The 20441-nt window shown below is 73.7% G+C and carries 18 protein-coding genes; 11 read left to right on the top strand and 7 right to left on the bottom strand.

The features are described 5' to 3' along the window. Nucleotides 1-195: 195 nt before the first annotated feature. Complete coding sequence (locus tag ACFVXK_RS07075; RefSeq protein ID WP_389610503.1) at nucleotides 196-2250, bottom strand: thioredoxin domain-containing protein; 2055 nt, start codon at nucleotides 2248-2250, stop codon at nucleotides 196-198. A gap of 221 nt (nucleotides 2251-2471) precedes the next feature. On the opposite strand from ACFVXK_RS07075, the gene ACFVXK_RS07070 reads away from it, so the two are divergent. After that, nucleotides 2472-5726 carry a tetratricopeptide repeat protein gene (locus ACFVXK_RS07070; RefSeq protein WP_389610502.1) on the top strand — a complete coding sequence of 1085 codons (3255 nt, stop codon included), beginning with the start codon at nucleotides 2472-2474 and terminating at the stop codon, nucleotides 5724-5726. Nucleotides 5727-5873: 147 nt separating this feature from the next. On the opposite strand, the gene ACFVXK_RS07065 is transcribed toward ACFVXK_RS07070, so the two are convergent. After that, entirely contained in the window at nucleotides 5874-6107 is a 234-nt protein-coding gene (locus tag ACFVXK_RS07065; protein WP_389610501.1) for a hypothetical protein, read from the bottom strand. A gap of 2 nt (nucleotides 6108-6109) precedes the next feature. Further along, nucleotides 6110-6991: a mycothiol conjugate amidase Mca gene (gene mca / locus ACFVXK_RS07060; protein WP_389610500.1), complete on the bottom strand. Its 882-nt coding sequence runs from the start codon at nucleotides 6989-6991 to the stop codon at nucleotides 6110-6112. 106 nt (nucleotides 6992-7097) lie between these two features. Between mca and ACFVXK_RS07055 the strand changes: the two genes are divergently transcribed. The 4 genes from ACFVXK_RS07055 (at nucleotide 7098) to greA (ending at nucleotide 10087) form a co-directional block, all read left to right on the top strand. Beyond that, a complete protein-coding gene (locus ACFVXK_RS07055; RefSeq protein WP_389610499.1) occupies nucleotides 7098-7511 on the top strand; it encodes a DUF4307 domain-containing protein in 414 nt (137 codons plus the stop codon). Between the two features lie 140 nt (nucleotides 7512-7651). Beyond that, complete coding sequence (locus ACFVXK_RS07050; protein WP_389610498.1) at nucleotides 7652-8854, top strand: hypothetical protein; 1203 nt, start codon at nucleotides 7652-7654, stop codon at nucleotides 8852-8854. Between the two features lie 113 nt (nucleotides 8855-8967). Next, nucleotides 8968-9477 (top strand): cupin domain-containing protein, encoded by a 510-nt coding sequence (locus ACFVXK_RS07045; protein WP_389610497.1) that lies wholly within the window; start codon nucleotides 8968-8970, stop codon nucleotides 9475-9477. A gap of 109 nt (nucleotides 9478-9586) precedes the next feature. Then, nucleotides 9587-10087, top strand: a complete 501-nt coding sequence (gene greA, locus ACFVXK_RS07040; RefSeq protein WP_389610496.1) for a transcription elongation factor GreA — start codon at nucleotides 9587-9589, stop codon at nucleotides 10085-10087. Nucleotides 10088-10169: 82 nt separating this feature from the next. Here the strand turns inward: greA and ACFVXK_RS07035 are convergent, their stop codons facing one another. From ACFVXK_RS07035 to ilvA, 3 genes are all read right to left on the bottom strand, one after another. Further along, nucleotides 10170-11027, bottom strand: a complete 858-nt coding sequence (locus tag ACFVXK_RS07035; RefSeq protein ID WP_389610495.1) for an ABC transporter permease — start codon at nucleotides 11025-11027, stop codon at nucleotides 10170-10172. Further along, nucleotides 11024-12064, bottom strand: coding sequence for an ATP-binding cassette domain-containing protein (locus ACFVXK_RS07030; protein ID WP_389610494.1), 1041 nt, complete (start codon nucleotides 12062-12064; stop codon nucleotides 11024-11026). Before ACFVXK_RS07030 ends, ACFVXK_RS07035 begins: the two co-directional genes overlap by 4 nt. A 159-nt stretch (nucleotides 12065-12223) precedes the next feature. After that, a complete protein-coding gene (ilvA, locus tag ACFVXK_RS07025; RefSeq protein WP_389610493.1) occupies nucleotides 12224-13453 on the bottom strand; it encodes a threonine ammonia-lyase in 1230 nt (409 codons plus the stop codon). Between the two features lie 237 nt (nucleotides 13454-13690). On the opposite strand from ilvA, the gene ACFVXK_RS07020 reads away from it, so the two are divergent. The 3 genes from ACFVXK_RS07020 (at nucleotide 13691) to ACFVXK_RS07010 (ending at nucleotide 14970) form a co-directional block, all read left to right on the top strand. Next, nucleotides 13691-14212, top strand: coding sequence for a MarR family winged helix-turn-helix transcriptional regulator (locus tag ACFVXK_RS07020; RefSeq protein WP_389610492.1), 522 nt, complete (start codon nucleotides 13691-13693; stop codon nucleotides 14210-14212). 69 nt (nucleotides 14213-14281) lie between these two features. Beyond that, a complete protein-coding gene (locus ACFVXK_RS07015; RefSeq protein WP_389610491.1) occupies nucleotides 14282-14722 on the top strand; it encodes a sigma factor-like helix-turn-helix DNA-binding protein in 441 nt (146 codons plus the stop codon). Then, the gene (locus ACFVXK_RS07010; protein WP_389610490.1) at nucleotides 14719-14970 is read left to right on the top strand and encodes a hypothetical protein; all 252 of its coding nucleotides are present in this window, start codon (nucleotides 14719-14721) and stop codon (nucleotides 14968-14970) included. Before ACFVXK_RS07015 ends, ACFVXK_RS07010 begins: the two co-directional genes overlap by 4 nt. A 24-nt stretch (nucleotides 14971-14994) precedes the next feature. On the opposite strand, the gene ACFVXK_RS07005 is transcribed toward ACFVXK_RS07010, so the two are convergent. Continuing rightward, a complete protein-coding gene (locus ACFVXK_RS07005; protein ID WP_389610489.1) occupies nucleotides 14995-16152 on the bottom strand; it encodes a cystathionine gamma-synthase in 1158 nt (385 codons plus the stop codon). A 104-nt stretch (nucleotides 16153-16256) separates the two neighbouring features. Between ACFVXK_RS07005 and ACFVXK_RS07000 the strand changes: the two genes are divergently transcribed. From ACFVXK_RS07000 to ACFVXK_RS06990, 3 genes are all read left to right on the top strand, one after another. After that, the gene (locus ACFVXK_RS07000; protein WP_389610488.1) at nucleotides 16257-17366 is read left to right on the top strand and encodes a hypothetical protein; all 1110 of its coding nucleotides are present in this window, start codon (nucleotides 16257-16259) and stop codon (nucleotides 17364-17366) included. A gap of 263 nt (nucleotides 17367-17629) precedes the next feature. Further along, nucleotides 17630-19228 (top strand): M48 family metalloprotease, encoded by a 1599-nt coding sequence (locus tag ACFVXK_RS06995; RefSeq protein WP_389610487.1) that lies wholly within the window; start codon nucleotides 17630-17632, stop codon nucleotides 19226-19228. Continuing rightward, complete coding sequence (locus ACFVXK_RS06990) at nucleotides 19225-20367, top strand: hypothetical protein (RefSeq protein ID WP_389610486.1); 1143 nt, start codon at nucleotides 19225-19227, stop codon at nucleotides 20365-20367. Before ACFVXK_RS06995 ends, ACFVXK_RS06990 begins: the two co-directional genes overlap by 4 nt. Nucleotides 20368-20441 lie beyond the last annotated feature (74 nt).

The raw sequence follows: 20441 nt of genomic DNA, 5'->3' as shown, positions 1-20441 counted from the left end.
GATGCGGGCCCCCCGGCCCGCCGCCCCCGTGTTCCCCCTCGTGCACACCCCCCGGTGCGCGTCTCGGTGACTCCCCTCGGTGACTCCCGAGGACACGAGACTAGGCACCACATGTGAAGCTCAGGCGCCGCCCAGTTAAAAACCACATTTCCGAGTTGATGTACCGCAACCGGAATTGACGCTACTCCGGGCCCTTCAGGGACGAACCCCACCCAACTGGTCAGCCAGCTCGACCGGTTCCGTCGTAGGGCGCGCGCAGACGAAGTGCCGGCACACGTACGCCGTAGGAAGGTCGCGCACCAATGTGCGCTCGGCCAGCAGGGGGAACTCCCCTCCGCTCCCGTCCGCCGCACGCGGCAGCCCGACCGCCACCACCGCCCCGGGAGCCGTCCCCAGCAACGCGGTGCGGTGCAGGGCGGCCGTCGCCGGATCCTCGGGGTGCCCGACGACGGCCACCTCGCGGGGCCCGTCCACGAGCGCCTCCGCCACCGCCAGGCCGTGCCCGATGAAGCGCGGGGCGCGCGGACCGAGGGCCTGTACCACCCCGAGCGCCCGCTCGGCCGCCTCGCGGTGGGGGCGCGAGCCGGTGTGCGCGGCGTACGACAGCAGCGCGCCGGCCGCGGCCGTCCAGCCGGAGGGGGCGGCGGTGTCGGTGGGGTCCTGGGGGCGGCGGATCAGCTGCTCGGCGTCGTGCGCGGTGTCGTAGAGGGACCCGTCCTCGGCGGTGAACCGGGCCATCACGAGATCGACGAGGAACCCGGCGAACTCCAGCCAGACCCCCTCCCCGGTGACGGAGGCCAGGGTCAGGAACCCCTCGGCGACGTCCCCGTAATCCTCCAGCACCCCGGCATTGGCCCCGGCCCGCCCGTCCTTGCTGGTCCGCGCCAGCCGGGCCGTCCCGTCCATGTGCACGCGCACCAGCAGGTCGGCGGCCTCGACGGCCCGCTCGACCAGGTCCGGCCGCTCGAAGAAGGCCCCGCACTCGGCGAGGGCGGCGATGGCCAGCCCGTTCCAGGCGGCCACCACCTTGTCGTCCCGGCCGGGCGCGGGCCGCGCGCCGCGCGCCGCGAGCAGCCGCGCCTTGACGGAGGCGATCCGGTCGGCCTCCACCACCGGCCCGTCCTGCGGCAGTTGCAGCACCGACTTCCCGTGCTCGAAGGTCCCCTCCCCGGTGACCCCGAAGTACGCGGCGGCCAGCTCCCCGTCGGCCTCCCCGAGCACGTCCGCCAACTGCCCGGGCGTCCAGGCGTAATAGGCCCCCTCGACATGCCGCCCGGTCCCCTGCTCCGCACTGTCGGCATCGAGGGCGGAGGCGAACCCGCCCTGCTCGGTGCGCAGTTCCCGCACCATGAAGTCGGCGGTCTCCAGCGCGACCCGGCGCGCGAGATCGGACCCGGTGGCCCGCCACAGATGCGCGTACACCCGGCACAGCAGGGCGTTGTCGTACAGCATCTTCTCGAAGTGCGGCACGACCCACTCCCGGTCCACGGAGTACCGCGCGAACCCCCCGCCGAGCTGGTCGTAGATCCCGCCCCGGGCCATGGCCTCACAGGTGTCGGCCGCCATCTGCAGGGCCCCCTCGGACCCGGTGCGGGCGTGGTGGCGCAGCAGGAACTCCAGCGCCATGGACGGCGGGAACTTCGGCGCCCCGCCGAACCCGCCCCGCACGGCGTCGTACTCCCGCGTCAGCCCGAGCAGCGCCTGCCCGAGCTCCTCACCCCCGGGCAGCCCGGCCTTCCCGTAGTCCAGCTGCCGCCCGGCGAGGTCCCGCACGATCCGCTGCGCCACCTCGGCCACCTCCTCCCGCCGCCCGACCCAGGCCCCGCGCACGCCTTCGAGCACCTGCATGAAGGAGGGCATGCCGTGCCGGGGCTCGGGCGGGAAGTAGGTCCCGAAGTAGAAGGGCTCGGCATCGGGCGTCAGGAACACGGTCATGGGCCACCCACCCTGCCCGGTCGCCGCCTGCACGGCCTCCATGTACACGGCATCGACGTCGGGCCGCTCCTCGCGGTCGACCTTGACGCTGACGAAGTGCTCGTTCATGTAGCCGGCGGCGAGCTCGTCCTCGAAGGACTCGTGCGCCATGACGTGGCACCAGTGGCAGCTGGAGTACCCGACGCTCAGCAGGACGGGCACGTTCCGCTCCCGCGCCTCGGCGAACGCCTCCGCCGACCAGGGCCACCAGTCGACCGGATTGTCCGCGTGCTGGAGCAGGTACGGCGAGGTCTCGTTCACGAGGCGGTTCGACATGCGCCCATCCTGCCCCACCACCCGCCGTCCGCCACGCGACGGGCCCGTCGTACCCCGGTTCGGCCGCCGGGCGCCCGGCGGCGCCGCGACGCGTACATATATGCACGGCGATGGCCGTTCGTGGACCAACTCCCTCTGATCTAGCTCAGATTGACTCGCGCTGCGGACCGTCCCGCAGGACACTTGGCGCACGTTTGCGGAGCTCTCCGAGGAGGATGCCGATGCGGGACAGCCATCGTGTCGAGGCCGAGCGGGTGCTGGTCCGGGCCGTGCAGGAGGAGGTCCGGCGGGCGGGGGGCGGGGTGGACGCGGAGGTGTTGCTCGGGCGGGGGCGGGAGGCGCTCGACGGGCTGGCCTCGGTGGCGGACGAGGAGTACGCCGCGTACGTGGCCGCGCTGGACGAGGCCGCCGCCGGGGAGCAGACGTTCGGGGAGGCGTTCCGGCGGGCCGGCAGCGGGACGGCCCTGCTGGTGACGGCCGTCGCCGCGGCGGCCGCCGCCGGGGCGGACATGGCCTTCGGGGTCGACGCCGGTACGGCGCTCAGCGCGGGGATCGTGGCGGGTGCGGCGGGGGCCGCGACGGCGGCGGTGCGGGTGGCGGCGGTGCACGTGCCGGCCGCGAACCGGCGGGCCGGGGCCGCGGGGCGCCCGGGTGGGCCGGAGCAGCTGAGGCTGAAGTGGCTGACGGCGCTGGAGGTGCGGGGGATCCGGCCGTTCCTGGCGCAGGAGCGGGCCGTGGCGGTGGCCGGGGCGCGTTCGGCGGGTTCGGCGGGTTCGGCGGGCGCCGCGGGTGCCGGACCGGCGCGGGGGGCCGTGCCGCCGCAGCTGCGCGGGGCCGATCGGAGCGCCGAGGCGCGGCGGCGGAGCATGCTGGAGCAGTCGTTCGGGCAGCTCCCGGACGCCGACGCCCTGTTCGGCGGCCGGCGGGCGGAGCTGGAGCGGATCGGGCAGTGGGTGCGGACGGCGCGGGCCAGCACCGAGACCCGGCCGGTGGTGGTCGTGCTGCACGGGGAGCCGGGGGTGGGCCGGACGGCGCTGGCGCTGCGGGCGGCGCACGGGCTGCGGGACCAGTTCCGCGGGGCGTGCGCGGTGGACCTGCGGGGCGGGGCCCCGGCCGCGGGCGAGGCGCCGCTGTCGACGCGGGAGGCACTGCTGCACCTGCTGAACCGGCTCGGCGCCCCGCGCGAGCAGCTGCTGTTCCGCGAGGGGGCCTCGGCCGAGCAGCAGGTGCGCCGGCTCGGGGAGCTGTACCACCAGCACCTCCAGGGGCTGCCGGTGACGGTGGTGCTGGACGACGCGGTGGACCCGGAGCAGGTGCGGGCGCTGGTGCCGGAGCGGTCCGAGAGCCTGGTGCTGGTCACGGCGCGGGAGCCGCTGGAGCTGCCCGCGGACCTGGCGGCCTGGGTGCACCAGCTGCCGGTGGTGCGGCTGGCGGAGCCGGACGCGGCCGAGGTGCTGCGGGCCGGGGCCCGCGCCGCGGGCGGGACGGCGCCCGGGCCGGAGGCGGAGGCGCGGCTGCTGGAACTGGCGGCGGGGCTGCCGCTGGCGCTGCGGGTGCTGGCCCCGCTGGGGGCGACGCGCTCCTCGGACGGCGGCGGAGAAGGGGACGGGGAAGGGGACGGGGGCGGTGCGCTGGAACGGGCCCTGGAGCTGGCCTACGCGCGCCTGCCCGAGGAACGGCGCCGGCTGCTGCGCCGGCTGACCCTGGCCGGGCGGGCCTCGCTGGGCGCGGCGGCCGCCGCCGCGCTGGCGGACACGGAACGGGTGGAGGCCGGGCGGCTGCTGGGCGAGCTGGCACGGGCCGGCCTGCTGGACCTCGTCCGCGGGGAGCGGTACCGGATGCACGACGCGGTGCGCGCGTACGCGGCGGCGCGGCTGGCGGCGGACGAGGACCGGGCGGAGGCGGCGGCCGCGCACGAACGGCTGATCCGGGACTACGCGCGGCTGGCGGACTCGGTGATCCGGATGGTCGACGGGAAGATGTCGACCCGGGCGCATCACTTCGGGGGCCACGGCTTCCCCTCGCTGGACGCGGCACTGCGCTGGCTGGACGACGAGTCGAGCTTCATCACGGCGGCGCTGCGCCACTCGGAGGGGGTGGACCAGCAGGCGGTGCTGGACCTGCTGGGGGCGCTGTGCGACTTCTGCCTGCTGCGCGGGGACCTGTACCGGCTGGGTGAGATCAACGAGCTGACGCGGGCGGTGGACCAGGGCCGGCTGAACCGGTCGGTGCAGTGGCGCACGGGCATCGCGGCGCGCCAGCTCGGCGAGCTGGACAAGTCGCGGACGACGCTGACCTCGCTGGTGGACCAGTTCAAGGAGGCCCGGCAGGAGCCGGGCGCGGCGATGGCCCTGCTGTCGCTGGGCATCACCCTGCACCACCAGGGGAACCTCCCGGAGGCGGCGGCCCGGATCCGGGAGGCGCTCGCGCTGCAGGGGCCCGCGGAGCTGGCGGGCGACCGGGCGTGGTCGCTGCACGCGCTGGGGGCGGTCGAGCGGGACCGGGGGCGCCTGGCGGAGGCGGTGGTGCTGCTGGAGCGGTCGCTGGCGCTGCACCGGGAGAGCGAGAGCGTGCACGGGGAGGCCTGGGCGCACTTCCAGCTGGGCCAGGTGCACGTGCGGGTGGGTGACGTGGCGCGGGCGGAGGAGGAGCTGCTGCTGGCCCTCGGCCTGTACGGGCGTACCCGCGACGACCGGGGCGAGGCGTGGGCGCTGACCCAGCTGGGGCGGGCCCGGGTGATCGCCGGGGATCCGGGGACGGCGCTGGAGCGGCTGCGGGACGCGCTGGCCCGGCACCGGCTGGCGGAGGACGCGCGCGGGGAGGCGTGGACGCTGTACTACCTGGGGCAGGCGCTGGAGGAGGACGGCGGGATCGACCGGGCGGTGCGGGAGCTGGAACGGGCCCGGACGATGTTCTCGCGGATGCGGGACGTGTACGGGCTGGCGCACGCCCGCTACCACTCGGGGCGGGTGACGCGGGACCAGCGGGCGGCGCGCACGGGGAACCTGCGCAACTCCGGTTTCGCACGGCAGCTGCTCGTGGACGCCCGGGCGGACTTCCGGCGCATCGGGCTGGCCCACGGGGAGGGCTGGGCGTGCCTGGAGCTGGCGGTGGTGGACGCGGGGAACGGGCGGGTGCCGCAGGCGCTGGCGCTGTGCGGGGAGGCGGCGGGGCTGTTCGCCTCGTACGGGGACCGGCGCGGGGAGGACTGGGCCCGATTCCTGCGCTGCACCCTGCTGCCCCACGCGGGCACGCCGGGCGGGGCGCAGGAGGCCGCGGTGGAGCTGGCCGCGCTGGCGAAGGGCGCACACGGGCTGCGCGGAGACCGGCTGGAGGAGTGCGTGGAGGCGTACGGGGCGGTCCTGGCGCGCGGGGTGGACCCGGCGGAGGGCTGGCAGGCCTGGCGTCTGGGCCTGGTCCCGGACCTGCGCGCCCGGGAGGTGATGGGCGTCCCCCTGCCGGCGCCGTCGGCCTGACCCTGGCGAGCGGAGCACCGCTCACCGACGCGAGCACCGCCCACGCGGGAGAGCACCGCACGCCGCAGCGACGGCGCGCGCGAGCGCCCCGCCCCTGCCGCTCCACGGCGGCGGGGGCGGGGGCAGGGGCTCACCCGTGGTGCGGGATCAGGCCTTGGGGCCGTCGGCGGCCGGGGCCGCCGTCGCGCCGGCCGGCTCCGGGGCTTCCTCGAAGTTCACCCGGCCCATGTGCTTGCTCATCGACTTCATCAGGCCCCACACGCCGAGGGCGAGGGCCGCGAACACGATGAACCCGAGGAGCCCCGGGGTCACCTTGTTCTTGTCGAAGGTGTCGGCGGCCAGCGGAACGAGCTGGGTGACTGCTGCCTGCATAGCGCTCATGGCTACACATTCTCCCGGATGCCCGCGAAGAGGTCGGACTCGGGGAGGGAAGTGTCGACGAGCGACTTCGCCAGCTCGTACTCCTCCGTGGGCCAGACCTCCTTCTGGATCTCCATCGGGACGCGGAACCAGCCGCCGTCCGGGTCGATCTGCGTGGCGTGCGCGATGAGGGCCTTGTCACGGATCTCGAAGAAGTCCGCGCACGGCACGTGCGTGGTCAGGGTCCGCTCCTTGCGCTCGAACTCCTTCCACCGCTCCAGCCACTCGCCGTAGGGGGACTCCAGGCCGCGCGCGAGGAGCGCCTCGTGCAGCGCGATGGTGCGCGGCTTGTTGAAGCCCTGGTTGTAGTAGAGCTTCTGCGGCTGGTAGGCGGCGCCGTACTCGGCCTCGGGGAACTTGTCGGTGTCGGCCGCGCCGTCGAAGGCCACCATCGTGATCTTGTGGGTCATGATGTGGTCGGGGTGCGGGTAGCCGCCGTTCTCGTCGTACGTGGTGATGACCTGCGGCTTGAAGGCGCGGATCTTCTTCACCAGCTCGCCCGCGGCCTCGTCCACGTCCGCGAGGGCGAAGCAGCCCTCGGGCAGCGGGGGCAGCGGGTCGCCCTCGGGCAGGCCGGAGTCCACGTAGCCGAGCCATTCCTGCTCGATGCCGAGGATCTCGCGCGCCTCGTCCATCTCCTTGGCGCGCACCTCGTGGATGTTCTCCTCGATGTACTTGTCACCCTGGAGCTTGGGGTTCAGCACGGAACCGCGCTCACCGCCGGTGCAGGTCACCACCAGGACGGGCACGCCCTCGGAAACGTACTTGGCCATCGTGGCCGCGCCCTTGCTCGACTCGTCGTCGGGGTGGGCGTGCACGGCCATCAGTCGAAGCTGCTCGGTCAAGACAGGATCCTCTGTGATTCGGCGCGACGGTCAACCTCTATATTGACCGAATCGGGGGACGGAAAATTCCTGGGTGCCTCACCCTCCCCAGCGAGAGGAATCGATCATGAGCGCGGTGCGCGAAGGGCTCCCGGAAGGCCGTTACGGCCGGTCGGCGGACGAGCGTGCGGACCGGAAGCTCAAGGTCGTCGGGTCGGTGCTCGGCGTCGGGCTGCTGGCCGTCGTCGGCTGGATCGGCTGGGACTACGTCGGCGGGCAGAGCGTCAGCGCCGAGGTGATCAAGTTCCAGATCGTCTCCGACTCCGAGGTGAAGGTGCACCTGGAGGTCCGCAAGGACGCTTCCGTCACGGGTGTCTGCACCCTCGACTCCCAGGACCAGGACCACGGAGAGGTCGGCCGGGCGGACTTCACGTTCCCCCAGAAGGCGACGCGGGTGGACGAGGTGGTCACGCTGAAGACCACGGGCCGGGCCACGATGGTGCAGCTGGTCGGCTGCCAGGAGGCGGGCACCGCCCGCTGAGCCGTCGGCCGAGCCGCCCGCCGAGCCTCCCGCCGGACCGCCCGGGGCGACACCCCGCCGAATCCCCGCGTCATGATCGCTTCCGCGCCTAGCATGTGCACGCCATCCCCCGTGCCCTGTCCAGCCGACGGAAGAATTCCATGCGCTTCAAGCGGACCCTGACCGCGACCGCAGCCATAGCCTCACTCATCACCCTCACCACCGCCTGCGAGGACCCGGCCAAACCGACCCCGCCCGCCGCGAGCCCGGCCGCGACCGCCGGCGCCTCCGCCCAGGCCTCCCCCGCGGCCGCCGGCGCCGCACCGGCCACGCTCGCCGAGGTGCAGGCCTACCTCCAGAAGTTCACCTCCTGCGAGCGCCTGGGCACCGGGCCGAACGACGAACGGCTGCCGGCCACCGACGACACGAAGGACGGCAACTGGGGCGTCACCGAGCGCGGCGTCTGCACGGACGTCAAGCGGCACGGCGACATCCTGATCTACCTGGTCCCGGACATGAAGGCCTTCCAGCAGGCCTACTACGACCACACCATGAAGGAGATGCAGGCGGGCAACGGCAGCGTCGGACTCTTCAGCCGGACGATCGTCGGCAAGGGCTTCGTGGTCGTGCCGAGGAAGACCAAGACCGCCGTGGACCTGGTCGCGTCCGACATGCGGATCATCTCCTGCAACCCGGGCTTCTCCGTACCGGCCGGCTACAAGAGGGAGAAGACCCTGGTCGACTACTGCGGCCTCACCGACTTCGTCAGCAGCAAGGACGGCGACGGCAGCCCGAACCTGGAGGAGCCGCACGACCCCTCCTCCGAGGGGTCGGAGAAGCCGGGCCAGCCGGCCACCGGCAGCCTGGGGCTGCCCAGCGCGGGCAGCATGGAGGAGCTGAAGAAGCTCGTCCACCCCTACTACATCGACTGCACGCAGATCACCGTCACCGACGAACACGTCCAGTCGATCGACTACCTGCCGGTCGTCGGCCGAGAGGGCCCGGCCGCCTGGGGCGTCAAGGAGCGGGCGGTCTGCGGGCAGCTCGGCGGCGCGCAGCGCGCGCACAACCTGAACTGGCTGGACGTCGTCAGCGACATGAAGACCCTGCAGACCAAGGCCAAGGCGGCCCAGCTGGCCGACCTGAAGGACGACGGCCGCATCAACCTCACCCAGACCAAGCTGCTGGTCGGCACCAACATCGCCCTGGAGGTCAACGCCGCCGCCAACCTCGACGGGCTCTACCAGCGCCAGTTCCTCTACCTGAACTGCGAGCCCGGCTTCAGCGCCCCGGCGGGCTACCGGGTGGAGCGGGCACAGGTCGACGGCTGCGTGCTGACGAACTTCGAGCGCCCCAAGAGCTGACGGAGTACCGCCCGGGGCGTTCGCGGTACGCCCCGGGCGGGGTAGGGAACGGGGTGTTCCGTCGTTCGCGCACCAACAGCCCCAGCAGCCCCCGCAGCCTCAGGAGCCTCGCCATGTCCCTGTTCATCCCGGATTTCGACGACTCGGTCGTCGTCCGCGCCGCCGGCGCGGAGGAGATCCACTACGGGCCCGACTCCACCCTGCGGCTGCTGGCCGACAGCTCCGCCGCCGGCGGGTTCCTGTCCACCATGCGCGTGAGCCTGCGCGCCGGCTCCGACGGCGCCCGTCCGCACCACCACGGCCGGTCCGCCGAGATGTTCTACGTGATCGACGGGACGACCCAGCTGCTGGCCGGCGACAAGGTGGTCACCGCCGAGGCCGGCGACCTGGTCGTCGTGCCGCCGGGACAGCAGCACGCCTTCGCCGCCACGCCCGGGGAGAGCGCCGAGATGCTGGTGGTCATCACCCCGGGGGTGGAGCGGTTCGAGTACTTCCGCCACCTGGAGCGCATCAGGTTCGGGAAGGTGCCGCCGGAGAGCCTGCTGGACGTCCAGGACCTGTACGACACGTACTTCGGAACCAGCACCGTCTGGGAGGACGCGCGCACCCTCCGCGACCAATGACACACTTCATACACATCGTGTCCTCCCCCTTTTCTTCCCGAATTGTTAGGCTCGTGGTTTCGCCCGCCGCTGGCGGCTTTGTAGTCCCCTGTACCGACGAGGAGCACCCGTGACCCAGACGAGCGAGAGCGTCACCTGGCTGACCCAGGCGGCGTACGACCAGCTGAAGGCCGAGCTGGACTACCTCTCTGGTCCCGCCCGCACGGAGATCGCCACGAAGATCGCGGCTGCCCGCGAGGAGGGCGACCTGCGCGAGAACGGCGGCTACCACGCGGCCAAGGAGGAGCAGGGCAAGCAGGAGCTCCGCGTCCGTCAGCTCACCCAGCTCCTGGAGAACGCGAAGGTCGGCACCGCGCCGACGACCGCCGAGGGCGAGGTGGCCCCGGGCATGCTCGTGACCATCGCGTTCGACGGTGACGAGGACGACACGCTGGAGTTCCTGCTGGCCTCCCGCGAGTACGCCTCCGACGCCTTCGAGACCTACTCCCCGCAGTCCCCGCTGGGCGCGGGCGTGCTGGGCAAGAAGATCGGCGAGGACGCCCAGTACGAGCTCCCGAACGGCAAGAAGGCCACCGTCAAGGTCATGGCCGTCAAGCCCTTCAACGGCTGACCGGCCCGGCCGGCCCCTTTACGAGGACCTGCGCGCGAGCCCCCGCCGGACCGTTCCGGCGGGGGCTCGCGCACGCCCGGGGTCAGGCGGTGGCCGAGCGGTACTTGCGGACCGCGAGGGTGCGGAAGACCACGATGATCAGCAGCGACCACAGGACCGACGCGAGGACCGGGTGCTGCATCGGCCAGGCGGCCGGCACGGGGTAGCCCTCGGGGAGGTTGCCGAAGAGTTCGCGGGCCGCCTGGACGGTGGCGCTGAAGGGGTTCCACTCCGCGATGTGCCGCAGGAAGGACGGCATGTTCTCGGAGGGGACGAAGGCGTTCGAGATGAACGTCAGCGGGAACAGCCAGATCAGTCCGCCGGAGGTGGCCGCCTCCGGGGTGCGCACGGACAGGCCGATCAGGGCGCCGATCCAGGAGAAGGCGTAGCCGAGCAGGAGCAGCAGGGCGAAGCCGGCGAGGACCTTGCCGATGTTCTCGTGGGTGCGCCAGCCGACGATCAGGGCCACGACCGCCAGGACGACCACGGTCAGCGCGGTCTGCACGAGGTCGGCGAGGGTGCGGCCGGTGAGGACCGCGCCGCGGGCCATGGGCAGGGAGCGGAACCGGTCGATGAGGCCCTTGTGCATGTCGTCCGCGATGCCGGCGCCCGCGCCGGCGGTGGCGAAGGTGACGGTCTGGGCGAAGATGCCGGCCATGAGGAACTCGCGGTAGGCGTCCGGCGAGGTGCTGCCGCCGACGGCGATGGAGCCGCCGAAGACGTAGCTGAACAGCACGACGAACATGACCGGCTGGACCACGCCGAAGACGATGACCTCGGGGATCCGGGACATCCGGATCAGGTTCCGCTTGGCGATGACCAGGGAGTCGCGCACGCCCTGGAGCAGGCCCCCGCGCGGGCGTGGGGCGGCGAGTTCGGTTCCGGATACGGTGCTGGTCACTTCGCCGCCCTCCTGCCGCCCCGGCTCGCGGGCGCGGCTTCGCCGCCGTCGGCGTTGCCGTTGCCGTTGCCGCTGCCGCTGCCGTTGTTCTCCGTGAGCTCGGCCGCGTGGCCGGTGAGGGAGATGAACACGTCGTCGAGGGTGGGGCGGCGCAGGCCGATGTCGTCGATCTCGATGCCCCGCAGGTCGAGCTCGCGGATGACCTCGGCGAGCAGCTTGGCGCCGCCCTGCACGGGAACGGTGAGCTTGCGGGTGTGCTCCTCGACGGTGGTCTCGCCGCGGCCGAAGCCGGTGAGGACCTCGCGGGCGGTGGTGATGTGCTCGCGGGCGTGGACGACGACCTCGACGCGTTCGCCGCCCGTCTGCGCCTTGAGCTGGTCGGAGGTGCCGCGGGCGATGACCTTGCCGTGGTCGACGACGCAGATGTCGTGGGCGAGGCGGTCGGCCTCCTCCAGGTACTGGGTGGTGAGCAGGAGGGTGGTGCCGCCCGCGACGAGTTCCTCGATGACGTCCCACAGGGCCTGGCGGTTGCGCGGGTCGAGGCCGGTGGTGGGCTCGTCCATGAACATCACGGGCGGGCGGACGACGAGGGCGGCGGCGAGGTCGAGGCGTCTGCGCATGCCGCCGGAGTAGGTCTTGGCGGTGCGGTCGGCGGCTTCGGTGAGGTTGAAGCGCTCCAGGAGTTCGACGGCCCGCGCCTTGGCCGCGCGGCCGCTCATCTGGTAGAGCTGGCCGACCATCTGGAGGTTCTCGCGGCCGGTGAGGTACTCGTCGACGGCGGCGAACTGGCCGGAGAGGCCTATGGAGCGGCGGACCTCGTTGGGGTGCTTGAGCACGTCGATCCCGGCGACGACGGCCCGGCCGCTGTCGGGCTGGAGGAGGGTGGTCAGGACGCGCACGGCCGTGGTCTTGCCCGCGCCGTTGGGGCCGAGGAGGCCCAGCACGGTTCCCTCGGGGACGTCGAGGTCCACGCCGTCCAGTGCCCGTACGTCGCCGAAGGTCTTGACCAGGGCTTCGGCATAGATGGCGCCTGGCATACGGATTCTCCCAGCGATCAGCAGTCGAATCAGGGCATTACCAGTCAAATCCTAGGTGCACCGGAAGGGGCCCGCCCGGCGCAACGGAACCATATCGCGTCATATCGCGTTGTGCTACGGGGCGGGCGCACGGACCTCTGTTCCCGTGCCCCCGGCCGGTCACCCCATCACCCGGTACCCCGCGCCGTGCAGGGTGCGGGCCACCTCCCGGCAGTGCTCGGGCCCCTTCGTCTCCAGGTGCAGCTCCACCTCCACCTCGGTGAGGCCCAGGCGCGGGTCGGTCCGTACGTGGCTGACGTCCAGCACGTTCGCGTCCACCGTCGACAGCACCCCCAGCAGCCCCGCCAGCGCCCCCGGGGCGTCCGCCACCCGCAGCCGCAGCGACAGGTAGCGGCCCGCCGCCGCCATCCCGTGCCGCAGGATCCGCTGGAGCAGCAGCGGGTCCACGTTGCCACCGGACAGCACGGCCACCACCGGCCCGCCCGCGTACCGCTCGGGCTCGCTCAGCAGCGCCGCCACCGGCGCGCAGCCGGCCGGCTCCACCACCAGCTTGGCCCGCTCCAGGCACAGCAGCAGGGCGCTGGACAGGGCGTCCTCCGACACCGTGTGCACGTCGTCCAGCAGCTCCCCGATGATCGCGAACGGGACGTCGCCGGGCCGGCCGACCTTGATCCCGTCGGCCATCGTGACCGGGCGGTCGACGGACACCGGGTGGCCGGCCCGCAGGGAGGGCGGGTACGCGGCCGCGCCCGCCGCCTGCACCCCGATCACCTTCACGTCCGGGCGCAGCGCCTTGACCGCCACGGCGACGCCCGCGGCCAGCCCGCCGCCGCCGACCCCGACGAGGATGGTGCGCACCTCGGGGCACTGCTCCAGGACCTCCAGGCCGACCGTGCCCTGGCCGGCGATGATGTCGCGGTGGTCGAAGGGGTGGATGAACACCGCCCCGGTGCGGTCCGCGTGCTCCTGGGCGGCGGCCAGCGTCTCGTCGACGACCTGCCCTTCCAGGCGTACTTCGGCCCCGTACTCCTGGGTGGCGGCCACCTTGGGCAGCGGGGCGCCGACCGGCATGAACACGGTGGAGCGGACCCCGAGCAGGGAGGAGGCCAGCGCCACGCCCTGGGCGTGGTTGCCGGCGCTCGCGGCGACGACCCCGGCGGCGCGCTGCTCGGGGCGCAGGCCCGCGATGCGCACGTAGGCGCCGCGGAGCTTGAAGGAGCCGGTGCGCTGGAGGTTCTCGCACTTGAAGTGGACCGGGGCGCCCACGAGGGAGGTGAGGTGCCGGCTGCCCTCCATGGGGGTCACCCGGGACACCCCGGACAGCATCTTCTGAGCCCCCCGGACGTCGTCGAGGATCACCTGCGGGACGGGCTGCACGCGGTAGTTCATGCGGCCAGTCTCGCAGCCCGCGGGGGCCCCGGCGCAGGGATGGACGGGGCGTCCGCGCGGTCTTGAGGCGGGCCCCGGGAGGCCCCTGGGGCGGGGGCGAAATCTCGCCATGCGGAACGTGCGGAGGACGCTCGCGCGGATGGGTCGTATCAGTTGTCAAACGCGGCGTACGAGCCGCCGCACGGCCGCGTACTCTGTCCCCCATCCTTGTCGGCCCCACGCGAAGAGAGCCACGGCATGCCCTCCATCCCGGCCAGTTCCGACCTGCCCACGGCGGCCGAAGCGCCCGCCGGATCCGGACTCCTGGACGCGCTCCAGCACCAGGTGGCCGTCTTCGCCCGCCGGGCCGAGCAGACCCGCCTCGGCGGGGTCGGCCAGGCCCGCAACTCCATGGACCGCGCCGCGTACCTGCTGCTGAACCGGCTCGACCTCGAAGGCCCGATGGGCGTCAAGGCGCTGGCGGGCGGGATGGGCATCGACTCCTCCACCGTCACCCGGCAGGTGGCCCCGCTGGTCGACGGCGGGCTGGTCAAGCGGACCTCGCACCCCGAGGACGGCCGGGCCGTGGTCCTCGCGCTGTCCCCGCGCGGGCTGGCGCGGCTGGAGGAGGTCCGCTCCTCGCGGCGCGAGCTGATGGCCCGGGTGACCGAGGGCTGGGAGGAGGACGAGCGCGAGGTGTTCACGCGGCTGCTGACCCGCTTCAACGGCTCGCTGTCGGAGCTGATGTCCGCCGCCTCCGAGGGCGGCCCGGCCTCCTGAGCCGGTCCGGGATCCCGCCGTGTCACACCCCTTGACCGGGGTGGTGGCGCAGGCCGCACCATGTGTGCTGTGGACCGGCGTGCGGGGCGGGACCCGGAGTTCGAGGCCTTCGTCGCGGGCGCGGCGGGGCGGCTGCTGCACGTCGCGGTCCTGCTGACGGCCGAGCCTGCGGGGCAGGCGTACGCGGCGCACCGGATCCTCGCCGGCGCGCTGGCCCGTACGTACGCGCACTGGGAGAGGCTGCGCGGGGACGACCCGTACGACCACACCCGCCAGGAGGTCTGCGCCGCGTACGCGCGCACCGCGCGGCGGCTGCCGCCGGGGAGCGGGGTCCTCGCGCCGCTGAGCCCGGCGCAGCGGCTGGTGCTGGTGCTGCGGGTCTACGAGGGCGTCGCCGAGGAGGTCACGGCCGCTCAGCTGGGGCTGGCGCCGGAGCGGGTGGAGGCCCTGCGCAACCGTGCGGTGGCCGCCCTGCGCGAGGGGCTGCGGCCGGCGGCGGGGGCGGCATGAGCCCGTACGACCGTAAGGAAGCGCAGGTCAGGCAGTTGCTGGAGGGGCCGCACCCGGTGGTGCCGGCCGGTCTGGCGGCGGCTGCCGCCACCCGGGGGCGGCGGATGCTGCGACGGCGCCGGGCCCTGCGCCGGTTCGGCTGGGCGGTGCTGTGGGCGGCGGCGGTCGCCTTCGCGGTGTGGGCGGCGCTGGTCCACCCGTGGGTGACGCCGCCCAGCCACGTCTCGCCGCCCCTGGAGGGCTGGTGACCCCCAGGGACGGCGCGGGGGGTACTAGCCCAGGGCCTGGGTGAGGTCCGCGATCAGGTCGTCGGCGTTCTCGATGCCGACGGACAGGCGGATCAGGTCCGCGGGGACCTCCAGGGCCGAGCCGGCCACCGAGGCGTGGGTCATGCGGCCCGGGTGCTCGATGAGGGACTCGACGCCGCCGAGGGACTCGGCCAGGGTGAAGATCTTGGTGCGGCCGCAGATCGCGACGGCCTCCTCCTCGCCGCCGGCGACCTGGAAGGAGACCATGCCGCCGAAGTTGCGCATCTGCTTGGCGGCGACCTCGTGGCCCGGGTGCTCGGGCAGGCCCGGGTAGAGGACCTTGGTGACCTTCGGGTGGCGCTGGAGCACCTCCACGATCTTCGCGGCGTTCTCGGCGTGCCGGTCCATGCGCACGGCGAGCGTCTTGATGCCGCGCAGCACCACCCAGGAGTCGAAGGGGCCGGCGACGGCGCCCATGGCGTTCTGGTGGTAGGCGAGCTCCTCGCCGAGCGCCTCGTCGGCGGCGACGAGGGCGCCGCCGACCACGTCGGAGTGGCCGCCCATGTACTTGGTCAGCGAGTGCACGACGACGTCGGCGCCGAGCGCGAGGGGCTGCTGGAGGTAGGGGGAGGCGAAGGTGTTGTCGACGACGAGCTTGGCGCCGGCCGTGCGGGCGATGTCCGCGACCACCGCGATGTCGGTGATGCCCAGCAGCGGGTTCGAGGGGGTCTCGACCCAGATGAGCTTGGTCTTCGGGGTGATCGCGGCGCGCACGGAGTCGGCGTCGGAGGTGTCGGCGACCGACCACTCCACGCCCCAGCGGGAGACGACCTTGGCGAAGAGGCGGAAGGTGCCGCCGTAGGCGTCGTTGGGGATGACCACGTGGTCGCCCGGGGCGAGCAGCGTGCGCAGCAGGCAGTCCTCGGCGGCGAGCCCGGACGCGAAGGCCAGGCCGCGGCGGCCGCCTTCGAGCGCGGCGAGGTTCTCCTCCAGCGCGGTGCGGGTGGGGTTGCCGCTGCGGCTGTACTCGTATCCGCCGCGCAGGCCGCCCACACCGTCCTGCTTGTAGGTGGACACCTGGTAGATCGGGGGTACGACCGCGCCGGTCTGCGGGTCCGCCGTGTTGCCCGCGTGGATCGCGCGGGTCTCGAAGCTCTGGTGCTCGTGGCTGTCGTCGCTCATGTGGCAGATGCTATGCCCCGCGCGGCCCGTGGTCCTCCGGGACCGTCCGGCGCGATCGCTCACGCATTCGCGTTTGCCCCGCCGGGTCTGGTTCGCTGGGAGACATGCAGATGATCTGGGTCCTGATGATGCTGGTGCTGGCCGGCGTCATGATCTATCGGTTCGTACGGGTGCGCCGGGGCGGCGGCCTGCGTCTGGTGTCACCGGGCAGCCCCGACGCCGCCGACCCCGCCGACTACGGGTTCGTGCGGCAGGAGGAGCTCGACGTCCGGGTGCCCGGGCCCGACCAGGACCTGATGGACGCCCTGGGCAACGTCCAGCGCGGGGGCGGCTGGCAGGCCGCCTCCGCCCTGCTCGCCGGGACCCCGAAGGACGGCGAGCAGCGCTGGCAGCGCGTCCAGGCCTTCGGCGGGGCGGCGGCGCTGGACCTCGTCCAGCGGCCCGGGGTCGGGGCGCCGTGGCTGAAGGCGTGGCGGCTGGAGGCGGAGAAGGACGCGGGCGGCGCGCAGGTGCACGCGGAGCTGCTGGTGCAGCAGGCCTGGCGGTCCTCCGGCGGGGTGGGCGCGCAGGACCACCGGATCATCCTGGAGGAGGCGCGGGAGGCCTGCCGCAAGGCGGCGCTGCTGGCCCCCGGCGACCCGGTGCCGTTCATCACCGAGCTGGCGGTCGCGCGCGGACTGGGTTACTCGGAGGCCGAGTTCGACGCGCTGTGGGCGAAGGTGCTCGACGTGGCGCCCGCGCACATGGGGGCGCACCTGGCGGCGCTGCACTACTGGTGCGAGAAGTGGCACGGTTCGCGGGAGAAGGCCGCCGCCTTCGCCGAGGCGGCCGCGGCCCGCGCCCCGCACGGCTCGCTGCTGGCGGCGCTGCCGCTGTTCTCGGTGTACGAGAACCTGCCCGACCAGCTGCTGGTGAACGACTTCGGGCGCACGGCGGTCGTCTCGCGGGCCGTGGAGGGCGCCCTCTTCGCGGTGCACCAGGCGCGCGCCGACGATCCGATGCTGGCGCACGTACGGCACCTGCTGCTGTGGTTCCTGGTGCGGATGGAGCGCTGGGCGGAGGCGATGGAGCAGGTGCGGCACGTGGACGGCTACGTGGGCGCCCTGCCGTGGTCGGCGTCCGGGGACCCGGCGCACACGTACGCGCTGGTCCGGGCGCTGGCGGTGGCCGGGTACGAGGCGAACGGCGGGTCTCCGGCGACGCTGCCGCACTGATCCGCACCGATCCCCCCGACCCGCCTGATCCGCCTGATCCGCCTGATCCGCCTGATCCGCCTGATCCGCGGCCGGGCGTAAGGGAGTTGGGGCGCGGGGCGGCGGGCGGCGGGGCGGGCGGGGTGTCCCGCCCCGCCGGCCGACCCGTACCCACCGGTACCCCCCACTCCCGGCCGCCCGCCCCCGGGACGTAAGGTGCGCGTAAACATCGCACCAAGCGCGCGTCAAAGACCCGCGCCATCCCGTGGGGGGATCCCGTCCATATGGGCGCTTCGCTGCGCGCTCTGCGCGCCCTCGTCCTGCTCGCAGGCTTCTACCTGCTGAGCGTCGTCCTGCTCGCCGTCCTCGGACTCGCCGACTGGGCGGCCTTCTCCTGGCTGCACGGCGCACTCGCCGGCAAGATCGTCATCGGCACCGTGGTCCTCGCGATCCCGATCGTGCGCGGCATGTTCATGCTCCGCACCCCCAGGGCCGAGCCCATGCCCGGCGTCCGCGTCACCGAGGCGCAGGAGCCCGCCCTGTGGCGGGCCGTCCGCGAGACCGCCGACCAGGTCGGCACCCGCGCCCCGGACGAGATCCTGCTGATCGACGAGGTCAACGCCGCCGTCTCCGAGGACGCCGAGCTCCTCGGCCTGCGCTCCGGCACCCGCCGCCTCTACCTCGGCCTGCCCCTGATGACCGGCCTGGACGAGATGCAGCTGCGCGCCGTCCTCGCCCACGAGATGGGCCACTACGCCAACCTCGACACCCGCCTCACCCCGCTCATCGTGCGCGGCCGCGCCCAGCTGGTGCGCACCATCGGCCACTTCCACGACCGCGCGGACAACGCCGAGGCCAAGGAGCGCGCCAAGCAGGAGAAGCGCGCCGAGAAGCGGATCGCCAAGGGCAAGAAGGCCAAGGCGATCGACACCGAGGGCGAGGGCATCACGTACCGCGCCATGGCGAAGATCTACACCGGGTACGCCCACTTCTACATGCGCGCGACCCTGTCCTCCTCGCGCCGCCAGGAACTCGCCGCCGACCTCGCCTCGGTCCGCGTCGCCGGCCGCGACTCCGCCGCCTCCGCGCTGCGCGAGCTGAACGCCCTCGGCTCGGCGCACGACTTCTACATGAGCTCGTACGCCACCCTCGGCGTCGGCGCCGGCCTGCTGCCGGGCCCCGGCGAGGTCTTCGGCGGGCTGCGCCACCTCCTCGACGCCCGCTCCGCCGAGCTGCAGGAGATGCGCGAGGACCTGTCCACCGAGCCCGCCTCCCCCTACGACTCCCACCCCGCGCTCGCCGAGCGCGTGGCCCGCATCGAGGCCCTGCCCGACGACGGCCGCGCCGGCCAGGCCGCCCGCCCGGCCCTGGAGCTGCTCTCCTCCCCGCAGGAGGCGCTGGCCGCGCTGGAGCAGGTCGTCCTCACCCCCGAGGCCCTCGCGCTCACCCGCGTGAGCTGGGAGGAGCTCGTCCACCGGTCGATGACCACCTACGTCGGCCGGGGCGCCGAGGAGATCCGCGAGGCCCTCACCGCCGAGGGCGCCGGCCCCGGCCTCGGCGACCTGCTGGACGCCGTCGACGCCGACCCGGCGGTGCGCTGGCGGATCGCCGACCGCTTCCCGAAGTCCGACGAGGCCCGGGCCGCGACCGGCCGCACCGCCCGCGAGTTCGCCCGCCCGGTCGTCCGGCGCGCCGTCGAGCGGCTGGTCACCGTCGAACTCCTCGCCCGCGGCGCCGCCCGCTGGGAGCTGTCCTGGTCGGACCAGGCCACCCTGTCCTACCCCGTTCCCGGTTTCGAGGACGAGCTCGGCCCCGCCCTGGACGCGGTCGTCGCCGACCTGCCCGACACCGGACTCCTGCGGAAGCTGGTGCTCGCCCCGTGACCGTCGTACTCGCCGTCCTCGGCGTCCTGGTCCTGGCCGTCGCCTGCTGGGTCCTGCGCGGGGTGCTCCTCATCCGCAAGGCCAAGCGGCTCGAAGCCGAGATCGCCGGCCTGGACGCCCGGGCCGAGGCCGGCCGGACCGACGAGCGGGCCCGCAAGGCGGCCGCCGCCGTGGCCCAGGGCTTCGTCGCGGAGGCCGGCCTCGACACCGACCACCCGGCGCCGGTCCCGGCCGAGCGCCTCGCCGTCCTGGCAGCCGTCCGCACGGGCGACTGGGAGGCCGCCGCCGCGTACCTGGAGGCCGCCGGGGAGGACTGGCAGGAGCGGCTGGAGCGGGTGCGCCCGCTGGCCGAGGCAGCCGCGGAGGACGACGCCTGGCTGCTGGCCTGGCGCGCCGCCCGGCCCGCCGACCCCACCGCGGCGCTCGTCCACGCCGACACCAGCGTGATGGTGGCCTGGAACGTGCGCGGCAGCCAGGCCGGCAGCCGCACGACCCAGGAGCAGTTCCGCCTCTTCCACCAGTTGCTCACCAAGGCCCGGTCCGACGCCCGCGCGGCGCAGGAGCTGGCCGACCCCGCCGACCCCACCCCGTACGTCGTCGAGCAGGCCGTCGCCATGGGCCTGGGCTACTCGCACGAGGACTACCGGCAGCTGTGGGGGAAGATCACCGAACGCGCCCCGCGCCTGCTGTGGTCGCACGTCGCGGGCCTGCAGTACTGGTGCGCGAAGTGGCAGGGCTCGCACGAGCTGGCCGGGGAGTACGCCCGCGCGTCGGCGGCCGCCGGGAAGCCGGGCGACCTGCTGACCCTCATCCCGCTCATGGCCTACTTCGAGCAGCAGGAGTGGGAGGACGACCTCCTGGCGGAGACGTACTACAAGGAACCGGAGATCGTCGCCGCCGTGGACGCGGCCCTCGCGGACCTGGCCGCCGCCGGCCACGCCCACCCCGGCGCCCCCCGGATCCGGCACATGCTGGCCTACCTGCTGTTCTGGCAGGACCGCGACGCCGAGGCGGTGGAGCAGTTCCGCCACGTCGACGGGTACATCGGCGCCGTGCCGTGGACGTACGCCGGCGAGCCGAAGCAGCGCTACCTGTACGCCCGCGACTGGGCGGTGGACGTGACGACGCCGGACGCCTGACGGACGCGGGGCGGGCCGGAACCCCCTCGCCGGGAATCCCCGCCCGCCCCCGTCCGTTGTCCCTCCCACAAGGA

It is taken from the genome of Streptomyces sp. NPDC058157 (assembly GCF_042884105.1).
GTDB lineage: Bacteria > Actinomycetota > Actinomycetes > Streptomycetales > Streptomycetaceae > Streptomyces.
The sequence above is the reverse complement of the archived record's forward strand: the minus strand, read 5'-3'. Positions and strand labels throughout refer to the sequence as shown.